At 69.6% G+C, this 13,762-nt stretch carries 17 protein-coding genes; 13 read left to right on the top strand and 4 right to left on the bottom strand.

Going from position 1 to position 13,762, the window contains the following annotated elements; all coding sequences use genetic code 11:
- The first annotated feature begins 1 nt into the window (after nt 1).
- Nucleotides 2–478, top strand: coding sequence for a C40 family peptidase (locus ABR737_RS41020; protein ID WP_350256232.1), 477 nt, complete (start codon nt 2–4; stop codon nt 476–478).
- Between the two features lie 295 nt (nt 479–773).
- On the opposite strand, the gene ABR737_RS41015 is transcribed toward ABR737_RS41020, so the two are convergent.
- Nucleotides 774–1,523: a LysE family translocator gene (locus tag ABR737_RS41015; RefSeq protein WP_350256231.1), complete on the bottom strand. Its 750-nt coding sequence runs from the start codon at nt 1,521–1,523 to the stop codon at nt 774–776.
- A gap of 71 nt (nt 1,524–1,594) precedes the next feature.
- On the opposite strand from ABR737_RS41015, the gene ABR737_RS41010 reads away from it, so the two are divergent.
- The 11 genes from ABR737_RS41010 to ABR737_RS40960 all read left to right on the top strand — a co-directional run bounded on the left by ABR737_RS41010 (nt 1,595) and on the right by ABR737_RS40960 (nt 11,299).
- The gene (locus ABR737_RS41010) at nt 1,595–2,509 is read left to right on the top strand and encodes a LysR family transcriptional regulator (protein WP_350256230.1); all 915 of its coding nucleotides are present in this window, start codon (nt 1,595–1,597) and stop codon (nt 2,507–2,509) included.
- Nucleotides 2,510–2,680: 171 nt separating this feature from the next.
- On the top strand, nt 2,681–2,956 hold the full coding sequence (locus ABR737_RS41005; protein WP_350256229.1) for a transposase: 276 nt from the start codon (nt 2,681–2,683) through the stop codon (nt 2,954–2,956).
- 351 nt (nt 2,957–3,307) lie between these two features.
- Nucleotides 3,308–4,036, top strand: coding sequence for a site-specific integrase (locus tag ABR737_RS41000; RefSeq protein ID WP_350256228.1), 729 nt, complete (start codon nt 3,308–3,310; stop codon nt 4,034–4,036).
- A complete protein-coding gene (locus ABR737_RS40995; RefSeq protein ID WP_350256227.1) occupies nt 3,937–5,115 on the top strand; it encodes a site-specific integrase in 1,179 nt (392 codons plus the stop codon). The genes ABR737_RS41000 and ABR737_RS40995 overlap by 100 nt, the downstream gene beginning before the upstream one ends.
- A gap of 5 nt (nt 5,116–5,120) precedes the next feature.
- Nucleotides 5,121–6,239 (top strand): hypothetical protein, encoded by a 1,119-nt coding sequence (locus ABR737_RS40990; protein ID WP_350256226.1) that lies wholly within the window; start codon nt 5,121–5,123, stop codon nt 6,237–6,239.
- Nucleotides 6,233–6,388, top strand: a complete 156-nt coding sequence (locus tag ABR737_RS40985; RefSeq protein ID WP_350256225.1) for a hypothetical protein — start codon at nt 6,233–6,235, stop codon at nt 6,386–6,388. Before ABR737_RS40990 ends, ABR737_RS40985 begins: the two co-directional genes overlap by 7 nt.
- 65 nt (nt 6,389–6,453) lie before the next feature.
- Nucleotides 6,454–7,560: a tyrosine-type recombinase/integrase gene (locus ABR737_RS40980; RefSeq protein ID WP_350256224.1), complete on the top strand. Its 1,107-nt coding sequence runs from the start codon at nt 6,454–6,456 to the stop codon at nt 7,558–7,560.
- Between the two features lie 11 nt (nt 7,561–7,571).
- On the top strand, nt 7,572–7,922 hold the full coding sequence (locus ABR737_RS40975; RefSeq protein ID WP_350256223.1) for a helix-turn-helix domain-containing protein: 351 nt from the start codon (nt 7,572–7,574) through the stop codon (nt 7,920–7,922).
- A 458-nt stretch (nt 7,923–8,380) separates the two neighbouring features.
- Nucleotides 8,381–10,342 carry an ATP-binding protein gene (locus ABR737_RS40970; RefSeq protein ID WP_350256222.1) on the top strand — a complete coding sequence of 654 codons (1,962 nt, stop codon included), beginning with the start codon at nt 8,381–8,383 and terminating at the stop codon, nt 10,340–10,342.
- Nucleotides 10,343–10,460: 118 nt separating this feature from the next.
- Complete coding sequence (locus ABR737_RS40965; RefSeq protein ID WP_350256221.1) at nt 10,461–11,075, top strand: DUF2975 domain-containing protein; 615 nt, start codon at nt 10,461–10,463, stop codon at nt 11,073–11,075.
- On the top strand, nt 11,075–11,299 hold the full coding sequence (locus ABR737_RS40960; RefSeq protein ID WP_350256220.1) for a helix-turn-helix domain-containing protein: 225 nt from the start codon (nt 11,075–11,077) through the stop codon (nt 11,297–11,299). Before ABR737_RS40965 ends, ABR737_RS40960 begins: the two co-directional genes overlap by 1 nt.
- Nucleotides 11,300–11,380: 81 nt before the next feature.
- Here the strand turns inward: ABR737_RS40960 and ABR737_RS40955 are convergent, their stop codons facing one another.
- Nucleotides 11,381–11,938, bottom strand: coding sequence for a hypothetical protein (locus ABR737_RS40955; RefSeq protein ID WP_350256219.1), 558 nt, complete (start codon nt 11,936–11,938; stop codon nt 11,381–11,383).
- On the opposite strand from ABR737_RS40955, the gene ABR737_RS40950 reads away from it, so the two are divergent.
- Nucleotides 11,925–12,449: a hypothetical protein gene (locus ABR737_RS40950; protein ID WP_350256218.1), complete on the top strand. Its 525-nt coding sequence runs from the start codon at nt 11,925–11,927 to the stop codon at nt 12,447–12,449. The genes ABR737_RS40955 and ABR737_RS40950 overlap by 14 nt on opposite strands.
- 35 nt (nt 12,450–12,484) lie before the next feature.
- On the opposite strand, the gene ABR737_RS40945 is transcribed toward ABR737_RS40950, so the two are convergent.
- On the bottom strand, nt 12,485–13,102 hold the full coding sequence (locus tag ABR737_RS40945; protein ID WP_350256217.1) for a hypothetical protein: 618 nt from the start codon (nt 13,100–13,102) through the stop codon (nt 12,485–12,487).
- A 140-nt stretch (nt 13,103–13,242) separates the two neighbouring features.
- Nucleotides 13,243–13,743 carry a hypothetical protein gene (locus ABR737_RS40940; RefSeq protein ID WP_350256216.1) on the bottom strand — a complete coding sequence of 167 codons (501 nt, stop codon included), beginning with the start codon at nt 13,741–13,743 and terminating at the stop codon, nt 13,243–13,245.
- Nucleotides 13,744–13,762: the final 19 nt, after the last annotated feature.

The following is a 13,762-nucleotide window of genomic DNA, read 5'->3' as shown; positions in this document are numbered from 1 at the left end:
CATGACCATGCGCATGCATACGCCGAATCTGCTGGCGCGCGCCGGCACCGTCACCGCTCTGACGCTGGTCACGCTCGGCGGGACCACCGTCGCTCCAGGAGCGGCCGGGAATGCCGAAGCCGCCGCATCCGTGTCCGCCCATGCGCTGCGGATCGCGGCTTCCAAGAGCGGAGCTCCCTACCGGTACGGCGCCCAGGGGCCGCACGCCTTCGACTGTTCGGGGCTGATGCTGTACTCGTTCAAACGCGCCGGCCGCTTGCTGCCACGCACCGCCGCCGCGCAGTACGGCCGCACCCGGCACATCCCGGCCGGCGCGCGCCGCCGCGGCGATCTGGTCTTCTTCCATTCGCGCAGCGGCATTTACCACGTCGGCATCTACGCGGGCCGGGGCCGGATGTGGCATGCCCCCAAGGCCGGGAGCGTGGTGCGGCTGGAACGGATCTGGAGCCGTTCGGTCTGGTACGGGCGGGTGGGGTGATCCTGGGCGTTCATCTTCCGATCGGCCAATTACCAAGGTGTTGGGCCGATTTCGCCGAGCTGCTGGGGCGAGCCGGCCGTGCCGACAGACCTGGCAGACCTGGCAGACCTGGCCGATCAGGCGGATCTGACCGATCTGCTGATCTGCCGATCAAGCCGATCCGGCCCGTTCGCTACGCCACGCAGCGGGCTGCTGAGTCCGCCGCCTGTGCGGACTGCCACTGCCTGCCTCCTTGCCGCCCCCTTGCCCGCCTCCCGTCCACCGCACCCCGTGAACAGCCCTGGGCGCGCCGCTCTCAGGACAGCGCCAGCTCGACGAGCAGGATGCCTCCCAGGGCCGTGAGCAGCGCTCCGGTGGTGGCTTCCAGGGCGCGGGCCACCGAGGGGCGGCGCAACCAGACGCCCAGCCGGTCGACCAGCAGGGCGACGGCGGGGAACCACACCAGCGCCATGGCGACGACCATCGTGGCGAGCAGCAGCGTACGGGGCAGCGCGGGCGCCCCCGCCGGAACGAACTGCGGCAGCAGACTGAGGAAGAGGACGGGCGCCTTGGGGTTGAGGGCATTGGTCAGAAAGCCCTGGCGCAGGCTCTGCGCAGTGCCCAGGAGGGCGGCGGGCGGGGTGCCGTCGGGCCGCATGCCCGCCGCCGTGCGGTCCGCGCGGTCCGTACCGGCCATGCAGGTCGAGCCATCCGTGCGGGTCGTGCTGTCCATGCGGGTTGTACTGTCCATGCGGGTCGTACTGTCCGTGGTGGCCGCCGGGCGCCGGAAGGCCGTGGTCAGGGCGCGGGCACCGAGGTACAACAGGTAGCAGCCGCCCAGGAGTTGGACCGCGCCGAAGAGCGCGGGCACGGCGACCAGCACCGCCGCGAGACCGGCCACCGCCAGAGCGGTGTGCACCAGCAGCCCGCCCGCGACTCCGACGGCGGCCGCCACCCCCGCCCGGCGCGAGTCGAGCGCATTGCGCACCACGACCGCGAAATCCGCGCCCGGCATGGCGACCATGCCCGCGGCGACTCCGGTGAAGGCGATCAGCTGTCCGTCCATAAGAGCAGCTTCGCCGGTCAGAGGCTTTAATGGGTATTGGCAATGTTCTTGGTGAGCCTAAAGAGATTCTTATGTACGACCCCACCCGGCTGGCCGCCCTGGTAGCGGTGGCGGAGGCCGGTTCGATCACCCGGGCCGCCGCCCGGCTCGGGTACACCGCTCCGGCGCTCTCCCAGCAGCTCGCCAAGCTGGAGCGGGAGGCCGGGGCGGCCCTGCTGGTACGCCACCATCGCGGTGCACGTCTGACGGCGGCCGGTGAGCTGCTGCTCGTACGGGCCCGGCGGGTCCTCGACGAACTGGATCAGGCGCGGCACGAGCTGTCCCGGCTGGCGGGGCTGTCCGGCGGGCGGCTGCGGGTCGGCACGTTCATGACCGCCGGCACGCATCTGCTGCCGCCCGCGCTCAGCGCGTTCCGGCGGGCCCACCCCGACGTGGAGCTGAGCGTCACGGAGTACGTACCGCCGGACGCGGCGGGGGCGGTGGCACTGGGCGAGGTCGATCTGGCCCTGACGCACGAGTATGTGCCGGGCGAGGCGATGCCGGCGCCGGAGGGAGTGCGTCTGGAGCCGCTGCTGACCGAGGAGCTGGTGCTGGTCACGGCACCCGGTCACGCCCTGTCGGCGGGCTCCGGACGCCTGCCGCTCGCCGAGCTGGCCGGTCAGCCACTGGTCAGCATGGCGCCGGCCAACCCCAACCGGCGCGATGTGGAGGCCACGCTGGCGGCCGCCGGGGCGAGTGTCGCGGTGCGCTGCGAGTCGCCGAGCTACGCGGTGGTGTGCGCGCTGGTGAGCGCCGGGCTCGGGGTGGCGGTGGTCCCGGAGATGATGGCGGAGGGGTCGATGACACCGCTGGGGGTCCGCCGACTGGACCCACCGGAGCTACACCGCCGCATCTCGGTGGCCTACCGCCCCGGAGCCACCCCAGCCGCGGACACCCTCCGCGCCCTGCTGCGCGGGGCCTTCCTCCGCCACTCGCCCGGGCCGTGACGTCGGGCGTCTGCGGGGGGGATGACGGCATCCACGGCGTGACGACGACGGGCGTCCACGGCGTACGACGGCTGCCGATCATCTGAACCCTGCTCGCTGGACTGGCTGTGTCGTTAACTGCCGTGCAGTGGACGCGGATTGAGCCGTTGCTGCCTGAACCGGACGCCTCGGATGGGCGGCCGCTGGCAGGATCCCGGGCGGGTGATCAACACGATCGCGTTCAACTACCGGACCGGCTGCCCGTGGATGGACCTGCCCGCCGAATTCGGGTCATGGAATGGCACCCACAACCGGCTACGGAAGTGGGCGGCCGACGGGACCTGGCACCGGATCTTCACCGCGCTCCTGGCCCAGACCGACGCCCAAGGCGACCTCGACGTCGGCGCCCCATCCGCCCGCGATCGGTTTTGCCCGAGCCATGGCGCGGCTGGGGTGGTTCGTGTGTGATCTTCAGCGGGCGCCCTCGGGCGGCTCAACTGCCCTCGCAGGGGGGGCGCATCCTCCCTCGCGGGGGCGGAGTGGACGTACGGTATGCACCCGCCGGCAGCCGGGTCGAGCGGGAGATGCGGCGCTTGTGCCTGGCCTATGGAGTGATGCTTCCCTTCGCCCCGGCCGGCAACGCGAGTGTCTTCGCGCCGTCCACGCAGCCGGTGCACGGGATGCCCATCAACTTTCTCTGGGGGCGGAATGGGCGCGGTGTGACGTGGTGTGAGGCGGGTTCGTTGAGGCCCTGGGACTCGTTTTCGGGGGGTGTGGCTCTGCGGCGGGTTGTTGCACAACTCGTGGCAGGGGCTTGGGATGCGGGCATTTCCCGTGGTGTTGCCGTCCGGGCAGAGGTACTGGACGGTCCTCGACGACGACCTGGAGGTCGTCCCGGTCGTTGACCGGTGGCTTCGAAATCTTCGGTTCGGACGGGACCGGGCGGAGCTGACGACGAAGTCGTACGCCGGCAGCGTCGCGCTGTATCTCCGCTGGTGCCGGTCGACGAACCGGCAGTGGGCGTCGGCCGGCCGCGACCTCGGTCTGTTCATCGTCTGGCTGAAGTACACGCCAGCGCCCCGGGACGGGGTGGCGCCGGTGGTGCAGCCGGGGCCAGGCGCCGAGCCGGTCCGTGGCGAGCGGCGGGTCAACCGGGTTCTGGTCGCGGTCCGGGGCCTGCTGTCGTACGCGGTGTCGGTGAGGGAGGCGCCGTGGGCGGTGCTGGGGCAGATCTACGAGCTTGCCGACAGCCGGGACCTGCCGGCGGAGGCGCAGGGGGAGGACGGCGGCCTGTTCTACCGGCCGCGGCCGGTGCGGGCCTGCGGCGCAGCGACGTTCATCTGCTGCCGGACTCCCGCGGGTTGGGCTGCGGCCATCCCGGTGCCCACGTGCATGTGCGGCGCCGGGAGAACGCCAACGGTGCGTGGTCGAAGTCGCGCCATGCCTGGGTGGCGCCGCTGGACTTCCTCGTGGTCAGCGCGTTCGACCTCTACTACGAGGAGCGCCACCGCCTGCTCGGGAGCGGCGGGAGCGACTTCCTTCTGGTGAACTTGTTCCGGGCCCCGCTGGGCGAGCCGGTATCACCGGAAGCGGTCGGAGAGCTGCTGGAGCGGCTGGGCACGCGGGCGGGACTGGACCGCCGGGTCGGGGCACACATGGCCCGCCGTGCGTTCGCATCGAACGTCGCCGACGCCGGTGGTACGCCGGATAAAGTCCAGGCCGGTACTGGGCCACCGGAGTCCGGTCTCGCAGGGGCCGTACCTGTTCCCCGACCCGGGACGGGTACGGGCAGCGGTCGAGCGGGTGCCCTCACCTCGCGGTATCGACGGTGGAGAGGGCGGCCGGTGATGCTCACGACGGCGCAGGCGGTGCCGCAGCCCGCCGGCCCGGCGAGCGAGGGACGGCGCGAGGAGATCCTGGCCGCGCTGGACGGTGACTTCCTCGCCTTGCTGGGCTGGGACTGGGAGCGGCGGGTGATCACGTTCCCACGGCAGCATCCGGTGATCGGCGTACCGGACTGCCCTGTGCCGGACTGCCCTTCGACGATCACCGTCCTGACGCGGTCGATGTGCGGGGGTTGCATGGAGCGGTGGCGCGGCTCCGAGCTGACCTCGGAGGAGTTCCTGCTCGTACCGAAGCTGACAAGCCGCGGGGTCGTACAGGAACCGTGCGCGGTCGCGGGCTGCGAACGGCCCCGGGACACCGTCGCCTGCCAGCTCTGCAACACCCACCGCAGCCAGCGCGAGAGCATGGCGCTGAGTGCGTTGACCTGGGAGGAGTTCCTCAATCACCCGAGGGTGACCGGATACGCGAGCCTGGGGCCGTGTGAGGTCGCTGCGTGCTACCTCGACCGCGCCGGCCACCAGGCCCAGGCCCCTACTGCAAGGTCCACTACCGGCGCCTGCGCCGGGACCGCGCAGCGCCCGGGTTCGACGAGGCGCGCTGGCGCCGCACGGACAAAGCGAGCTGCACCACCCGCGAGGCCAGCCTACGCGGGCTCCCCGACCTCCTGGTCGCCTAACTCCTCTACGGACTGCAGACCCGCGTCGAGGAAGGAATCAAGGCTCGGCCCGAGTGCCTGCGCCCCCTCTACGACCGGCTGCGCACCCACCAGGTGCAGGAGCTGAACGAGGTGACCGAACCAGCAGCCCACGGCCACAACCGCGAGCAGGAGATGATGATTCGGGCCTGGCAGAGGGCGCTGCGCCGGCTGAATGCGACGCCGGAGACCGAACGCGTCAAGGACGTGTGGGACATGGCGGTCTTCGGGCACCCCGGCGTCCTGCCGTTCACGAGCCTGGCGCAGGAGCCGCTGCGGGAGGCCATGAAGATCTGGGTCTACGACGATCTGCCCCGGCGCCGGAACAAGAACGCCGTGCACCACGCCCGCGCCGTCATCTCCGCCATGACCTTGCTCTCCGAGAGCCTGCGCACCCAGCGCGAGGACCGCGGCACGGTGCCCGCAGCGTGGGCGCGCGGCGACATCGTGGCGTTCTCCAACCGCATGGGCTACCTCACCGCGACCGGAGAACTGAGCGCCGTCCGGCGCCTGACCTTCACCCGCTTCGTCCGCAGGGTCCTGCTCCGCTTCCGCACCCTCGGACTCACCGGCCCCGGCCAGGCCCTGGAAGGGATGCCGGTCGACTTCGCCATCTGGCCCGAAGACATGCCCGACGAGCCGGAAGACACCGAGGCCAGCCGGGGCCTGCCCGACGAGGTGATGCGCCAGCTGTGCGCCCACCTCGATGAGCTGGAGGCGATGAGCAACACCGAGACCCGCGTCGCCACCGAGCTGATGATCGACACCGGCCGCCGCCCGGACGAGATCAACACCCTCCCCCTCAACTGCCTGGAGCAGGACCCCGACGGATCACCCGTCCTTGTCTACGACAACCACAAGGCATACCGGCTCGGACGTCGCCTGCCGGTCGCAGCCGAGACCGCGGCGACCATCCGCCGCCAGCAACGACGCATCCGTGAACGCTTCCCCGCCACCGACCCCACCCGGCTCAAGCTCCTGCCCCGGGTAAGGATCAACCCGGAGGGGACCAAACCGCTCACCGACATCTCCTCCGCCCACCGGACCTGGGTGGACGTGCTGCCCGACTTCCTCGTCCCGGTCATCGCCGTCGAAGGAGATACCCGCGTCACCCAACTGGAGCCGTTCGACAAGAAGCGGATCTTCCCCTACGCCTACCGGCACTGCTACGCCCAACGCCACGCCGACGCGGGCGTCGCGTCGACGTGCTGAAGGAGCTGATGGACCACCGGCTGATCACCACCACCCAGGGCTACTACACCAACCCTCGGGAATTGCATCTGACGGGAGAGAAACCGCAGGTCGCCAGTTCACGGCAAGAGACTGAGGGACTCCAACGCTACTACGAACTAACCGCCTGAACAGGGAAGTTGCCTGCGCCATCCCGTCTGATGCATGATCTGCCCTCCAGAAGGGAGGGTCTGGAGTGGTGCATGAGCGCAAGGTGGCCCTGGCTGGATCGGCTCATCTGGAGCTCGTTTCCGGGGTCGTCCAGCTGCGTCCCGAGGACGCGATGTTCGACGCGATGCTGCGGGGTTGGCGGGCTCAGCAGAAGTCGCGGGGGCTTCAGGACGAGACGGTCGACGACCGGGAACGGCTGGTCCGCCGGTTCTTCGAGTTCACGAACGACTACCCGTGGCAGTGGGCACCGGGTCACATGGACGAGTGGTCGGCCTCATTGACGGGCGAGAAGCATCTGGCACCGTCCACGATCCGCGGCTACCAGGGCGATGTTCGCCTGTTCACCGAGTTCCTCATCGACGCCCGCTACGGATGGGGGCTGGCCTGCGAGGAAACCTTCGGCACCCACCCGGTGGCGATCGCCCACGAGTGGAACACCCTTCCCCACCTGCAGGACTATGAGGGCGACCCGGAAGCGAGGCCGTTCACCCGCGAAGAGCTGCAGCGGTTCCTCGACTACGCCGACGACCAGGTCGACCGCGCCGTGAAGTCCAAGCGCAAGGGCGCCCTTGCCGCCTACCGCGACGCCACCCTCTTCAAGGTCATTTACAGCTGGGGGCTCCGCCGGACTGAGACGTCCAAGCTGGATCTGGTCGATTTCGGGCGGAACTCGAAGGCTCCGCAGTTCGGCCGGTACGGCACGCTCAACGTCCGCTACGGCAAGGCGAAGAAGGGCCAGCCGCCGCGGCGGCGGAACGTGCTGTCGGTGATGGACTGGGCCGTCGAGGCGGTCGCCGACTATGTCGAGAACGTCCGGCCACGGTTCGGGTTCCCCGATCATCCGGCGCTTTGGGTCACCGAACGTGGAGGACGCCTTCAGCCAGGTTCCATCAACGATCGCTTCGAGACATACCGAGACGCTCTAAAACTCCCAAAAGAGCTAGTTCCGCACTCGATCAGGCATTCATACGTAACCCACCTCACGGAGGACGGTGTCGACCGTCGGTTCATCCAGCAGCAAGTCGGCCATGACTGCGACAGCTCCACCGCCATCTACACGCACGTCAGCGACGACTTCATGAACACTGCCCTGAACAAGGCACTGGCCCCGGCGTTCGCCGGGGCGGGATGAGGAGGAACGGGATGGACGGCAAACTCGACTACCGCTGGCACCTGCGCAAGGTCATGGCGGACCGCGGGATGTTCTCCACCACCGACCTCATCCCGCCGCTGGCTGACCGCGGCATCACGCTGTCCACCAGCCAGGTCTACCGGCTCGTCGTGGAGCGACCCGAACGGCTGAGCCTGAAGATCCTCATGGCCTTGCTCGACATCCTGGACTGCACGATGGACGACCTCATCGAGCCGATCGCCGCGGCCGGCACCGTGAAGAAGCCGAGGAAGGCCGCCGCGGGCGGCAACGAGGCACCCGCGGAGGGGCTCGGCGGCCTGCGCCCAAAGCGAGCCAGGATCAGGGGCGTTGACCTTTCATGACCACCCCAGATCATGACGGTCGTGCTGTCACCGACCCCATCGGCCTGGCCACTGACCTGATCATGCGAGTTGAGAAGGGACTCGGGCCCGAGACGATCCGAGCCGTAATTACCACGGTCGGCGGCGGGCGGGCCAAGTCCCGCATGCTCGCCGCCGCGCTGGCCCGCCGCCCCGCGGTCTTGAACGACGGCCGGTCCCCGGCCCCACGGGCCGTCGGTGACCTGCTCATTGCCCTACGCAAGGCTGGGGCCCAGGCGACCTCGCCACCGGTCTGCGCCGAGTGCGGCAAACACCTGCGCACGCTCCAACGCCGTGGTCAAGACTGGTACTGCGGAGTGTGCGGGCCCGCGACGTTCGAACCCTGTGCCGGTTGCGGGAAGACCCGACGCGTCTCCACACGGGACCGGGCCGGCAGAGCACGCTGTGTGAGGTGTCGCGACATCGACGGACGGGATCCCATGGCGGTGATTCACGCCGTGATCGCTGGACTGGATCTGCATGCCGACCTGGATGTGATTGCCGACGTGGTCCGCCGCTCGGCACCGCGGCCCGCCAACCAGCAGAAGATCGCGTGGGCTCTGGAAGCCGACCCCTCGCTGTTGACCGGCAATGGACACCTCGCGCCGTTCCCCGTAATCCTGCGGCTGATCGACCGGCTCATCGATGCCGGAGTCGCCGGGATCACCCGTCCCGCCTGCCCTCGCTGTCACAGAGCCGTACGCATCAGCAAGCCCCTCGACGGCCAGCGGGTCTGCCGCAACTGCATCGCCAAGTCCCGCATCGAAGAGTGTTCACGCTGCGGCACCCGACGCGAACCGGCCACCCGCGACGACCACGGTCGGCCGCTGTGTCCGAACTGCCTGGTCAACGACCCCGCCAACCTGGAGACTTGCATCAGCTGCGGCAGGCGAAAGGTCGTGAGCACCCGCACGCCGGACGGACCGCTCTGCCCGAGCTGCCCCTCCCTCCGCACCACGACCTGCAGCATCTGCCGTCAGGAGAAGCCCTGCGGCATCTCCCGCGCCACAGGCCGACCGTGGTGTCCGAACTGTCAGCGCCGTTCAGCGCCGTGCTCGGCATGCGGAAATGCCGCACCCATCGTTTCCGGCACCCTCGACCAGCCCGTCTGCGCGGCCTGCACGCCTTCCGAGATCTGGCACATCTGCCCCACCTGCACTGATCCCGACTACCCGCACCCCGGCCAGTGCGCCCGCTGCCTGATCAACCGACGCCTCAACGAACTGCTCGGCCCGCCGTCCGAGGTCCATCACCCCGGCCTTGAAGCCCTCCGGAACAACATCGCCACGACCGAGCATCCCATCACGGCCAGGCGCTGGCTGAACAAGCCGTCCGTCTCTCCGGTCCTTGCCGACCTCGCAGCCGGGCGCCGGGCACTGACACACGAGGCCCTCGACGAGCTACCCGACAGCCCGCCCCTCGCCCACCTCCGGCAAGTTCTCGTGAGCGTCGGCGCCCTGCCTCAACGGGACGAGTACATGGCCCGCCTCGAACGCCTCCTGACCAGCCTTCTCACATCCCCGCAAGACCCCGAGCACCGCAAAATCCTGCATCGTTACGCGATCTGGCACCTCGTCCGGCGACTCCGACGACGGAACGCTGGCAAGCCCCTCACTTCGCAGCAGTTCATTTCCGCACGTCAGCGGACCAGAGCAGCCATAGCCTTCCTCAACTGGCTGGCGGCTGCCGAGCTCACATTGGAGACTTGCCAGCAAGTGGACCTTGAGCGGTGGCTCACCGACGACTCGGCAACCCACCGCTACCACGCGGGGCACTTCATCCGCTGGGCCCGCACCAACAAGCTCACCGCAGTCCATGTCCCCGCCATCCGCTGGAACGGCCCCACCCAACCGCTCGATGACGAACATCGCTGGCATATCGCACGCCGTCTCCTCCACGACGACACCCTCAAACCGGAGGACCGCCTCGCCGGCCTCCTCCTTCTCCTCTACGCCCAGGGACCGGCAGCCATCAGCCGCCTCACCACCGAGGACGTCGAAGTCGGCGCCCAGGAAGTACGTCTTCACCTCGGCCAGGCCCCCATCCACCTCCCCGAGCCTGTCGCCACCCTGGCCCGACACGTCGCCGCGAACCGCAAAGGGCACGCAACCATCGGAGCCCTGACCGCGTCTCCGTGGCTCTTCCCTGGTGGTCAGCCCGGCCGCCCGATCAGCACCACCCAACTGACGAATCGGCTCAATCAGCTCGGGATCCGCCCCAACCAGGACCGCAGCACCGCACTCTTCCAACTCGCCACCGAGCTCCCGGCCGCGCTCCTGGCCCGCACCCTGGGCCTCCACATCGAAGTGGCCGTCGCCTGGCAGCGTCTCTCAGCAGGCGACTGGGCCGCCTACGCAGCCGACGTCAGTCAACGCCCGCGCGAGGATCCCGTCCGATCATGACTCTCCAGGGCGTTCGCCAAGGACCCCGTCGAGATATCGCGCCCACCTTGACAGCTCCATATCGTTTATCGATAGCATCGAATAACGATATGGAGCCGTTCGAGCAAGGGGAATCCTCATGTCTGAAACGTCGCCTTGGTGGGTGCGGGCCAACAATCATGTGCTGGAGATGGCCGTGGGGTTGGGGCTGCTGCTGGTGGGCCTGATCAAGGTCGTGTTCCCGATCCTCGGGGTGGTCGGGCCCTTCCCGTCCATGATCGACACCCGCAAGGTCAGTATCGACGCTGCCGCGTCTGTGCCCAGCGCCACTGCCACCGGGCCGGTGACGCTGCGCGGGACCGGCCAGGCCAACCTGGTCTTCCACGACCCGGGGCTCGTCGATCGACTGCTGTTGACCCTGCCCAACCTGACCGGCGCGGTCCTGCTGATCGTGATCTTCTACGTTGTCCTCCTCATAGCCCGCACATTCCACGCGGGGGACTTCTTCCTCCCGCGGAACACCCGCCGCCTGCTCGTCATCGCCGGAGCCCTCCTCCTGATCGGCATACTCCCTCCGGCCCTGGACATCCTGACGACGAACCTCCTGATCGACGGCACGCCGGTGGAGCAGGCTGTCCACACTCCCTACGCCATGAACACAGCGGCGGAGTTCGGGGCCTTGCTGACCGCAGCTGCGGCAGCGGCGTTCCGCCGGGGTGCTCGACTGCGAGAGGACACGGAGGGCCTGGTCTGATGCCACCGGAGGACCCGCACGAGATCCACTGCCACCTCGACCGGCTACTGGCCGACCACGGCATGACCCTCGCCGAACTCGCCGAACGTGTCGGAGTGACGGTTGCGAACCTATCCATTCTCAAGAACGACCGCGCCAAGGCGATCCGTTTCAGCACCCTCAGCGCGATCTGCCGCGAGCTCCACTGCCAACCCGGAGACGTCCTCATGTTCGGCACCAAGTGAGGCGATTCGACGGCCGGGCCGGTGCTAATTGGGGCCGCAGTGGCTGAGGCATTCCGACGGTTCCAATACCCGACTCCACCATTAGTCAACACCGAACGACGCCGCGAAGCCGTCGACCGCGTCACCGCCCTGCAGTTCGACCGCCACGGCAACCGGGTCTGGCGCGCCGCGAAGAGCCTGCTCGACTCCGAGCACGTCCGCCGCTCGATCGGCGAGGTCGCCACGCCCTACGGCGTCTGCCGCGAACCCTCCAACGTCGCCGCCGGTGGCCACGCCTGCCCCCTGCGGTTCCGCTGCCTGGGCTGCGAGCACTTCTCCACCGACGTCTCCTACCTCCCCGACCTCCAGGCCCACCTCGCCGACCTGCTCCGCAGCCGCGAACGCCTGATGTCCGCGTTCGAGGCCGACGACTGGGCGCGAGCCCAGGCCATGCCGGCCGAAGAGGAGATCCAGCGCATCCGCCGCCTCATCGACCGGGTCAAGACCGACCTCGACGACCTCACCCCCGAAGACCGCGCCCAGATCGAGCAGGCCGTCGGCCTCGTGCGCCGCAGCCGCACCGTCCCGCTCGGCATGCCCCGCGTCGGACAGCCCCGCCCGACGTCCGACCGACGAGGAACCCGCTGTGACCACGCCCATGAACGACGGCCGCCACCAGGACACCGAACGGCGCCGCCAGCGCGTGCGCACCGCCCTGGCCAGCGCCACCCGCGACGGCACCTCACTGACCGCCTCAGCCATCGCCCGTACCGCGCGCGTCGACCGCACCTTCCTCTACCGCCACCGCGACCTCCTGGAAGAACTGCACGCCGCCGCCCGCCAACCAACCGGCCCCACACCTGCCCGCGGGTCGGCTGCTACCCAGGCGTCCCTCCAAGCCGATCTGGCCAACGCGGGCGCCCGCGCCGCCCGCCTCGCCGCCCGCGTCCAGCAACTGGAAAAGCGCCTGTCCCAGGACCTTGGAGAACAGGCGTGGCGCGAGTCGGGACTCGGCGCCCCGGCGGACATCGACGAACACCGCCGCAGGATCGCCCAGCTGGAACAGCGCAATGTCGAGCTGGCACCACGCCTAGAAGAACGGGAAGCCGAACTGGAAGCCGCGCGCGCCGCCAACCGCGAGCTGACCCGGGCACTGAACCAACGCGGATGACACCGAGACGGTAGACCTGTCGACGCCTTCGGAAGTCACCCGGCGCCCGGCGGAGACGGCCACCCCTCGGCGAAGGCCCGGAGCTGTTCACGCTGCCGCTCTTCCTCCGCGATTCGGTCGCCGAGCACACCCTCGTCGACGTATGGGGTGACGGCGGCGAGGACCAGGCGCTGCAGCTCGGTCGGTTCGAGGGCCTCAGCCTCCCACTGCACCGGCCGGCTCGGGTCGAGCCCGTACCGGCGTGCGAACCCCGCCCAACGCGGATCACCGGCCTTCCCCGCGGCCGCGGGCAGAGCGTGTTCGCGGACCTGGTCGTGCGTGAGCACGACGCGCTCCACATGGCTCCAGCAGGACGTACGGGCCAACCAGTCCCGCTCGATGTCGGCGCCCGAGGCGTCGAAGTCGCCGACGTAGAGCAGCACGGCCGGGCGCGGGTCGCGGGCCGTACGTTCGCGTACGACCTGCACGTAGCTCTGGCTGCCGAGGCCACGGACGACGAGGACCGGGGTGCCCGTACGCTCCAGCCAGCCGGTCAGCTGGGCCCGCAGAGTGTCCTTCTCGCAAGCCGCGTACAGAGCGGCCACCTGGCCGGCGGTCCGGTCCAGGGCGAACCAGCCCGGCGCGGCACGGAGGAACGCGCCCGCGTCCGGCAAGGCCGGACATGTACGGCCTTGGGGCTAAGCCCCGAGACCGGAAACGGGGCGTCATGCTGACCGCGGGGACCCGTTCGTCGAGCGGTCCGAGGTGGACCGTTCCCCAGCTTCAGGAGCGGCATCGATGGGTAAGCCGACCATTACGCCTCGCCGTCGGCCGGTCCGGCCGGACCGGTTGTGCTGTCCAGACCGGAATCCTCCGCCCCGGGCAGCGCCAGCCTGGCCATCAGCGCGTCGGCAATCGTCGACGCGCGCTCCTTTCCCAGGCCTTGCTGACTGGCCATCTCCAGCACCGACTCCCGCACTTCGGCCAGCTGTTCACGGGTCAGCGGCGGAACTGTCACGGCTTCAGTCCGCCTGTGGAAGAGCTTGCGCAGCGCGGATCTCGCTGCGCTGGCCGCGCTGCCCACCGCAGCACCCACGATCCGCTGCACCGCCTGGTGCACCGTCAGCCACACGACGGGAGTCACCAGCGCGGCGTCGTCGAGACCGAATCCCAGGAGCTCGCGCCGCCCGCCCCGACCGCCCAGCCGCTGTACGGCCGTAGCGTCGTCGAATTCGGCCAACCCCGCTACCAGCGGCAGTTCCTCTGGGGCCACCTCGGCCACCACATCACGGACCACGTCGCGTACTCGCGTCACATCCGTCGGGACCGTCCGG

The organism is Streptomyces sp. Edi2 (assembly GCF_040253635.1).
GTDB lineage: Bacteria > Actinomycetota > Actinomycetes > Streptomycetales > Streptomycetaceae > Streptomyces.
This window is presented reverse-complemented; position numbering and strand designations above follow the sequence as displayed.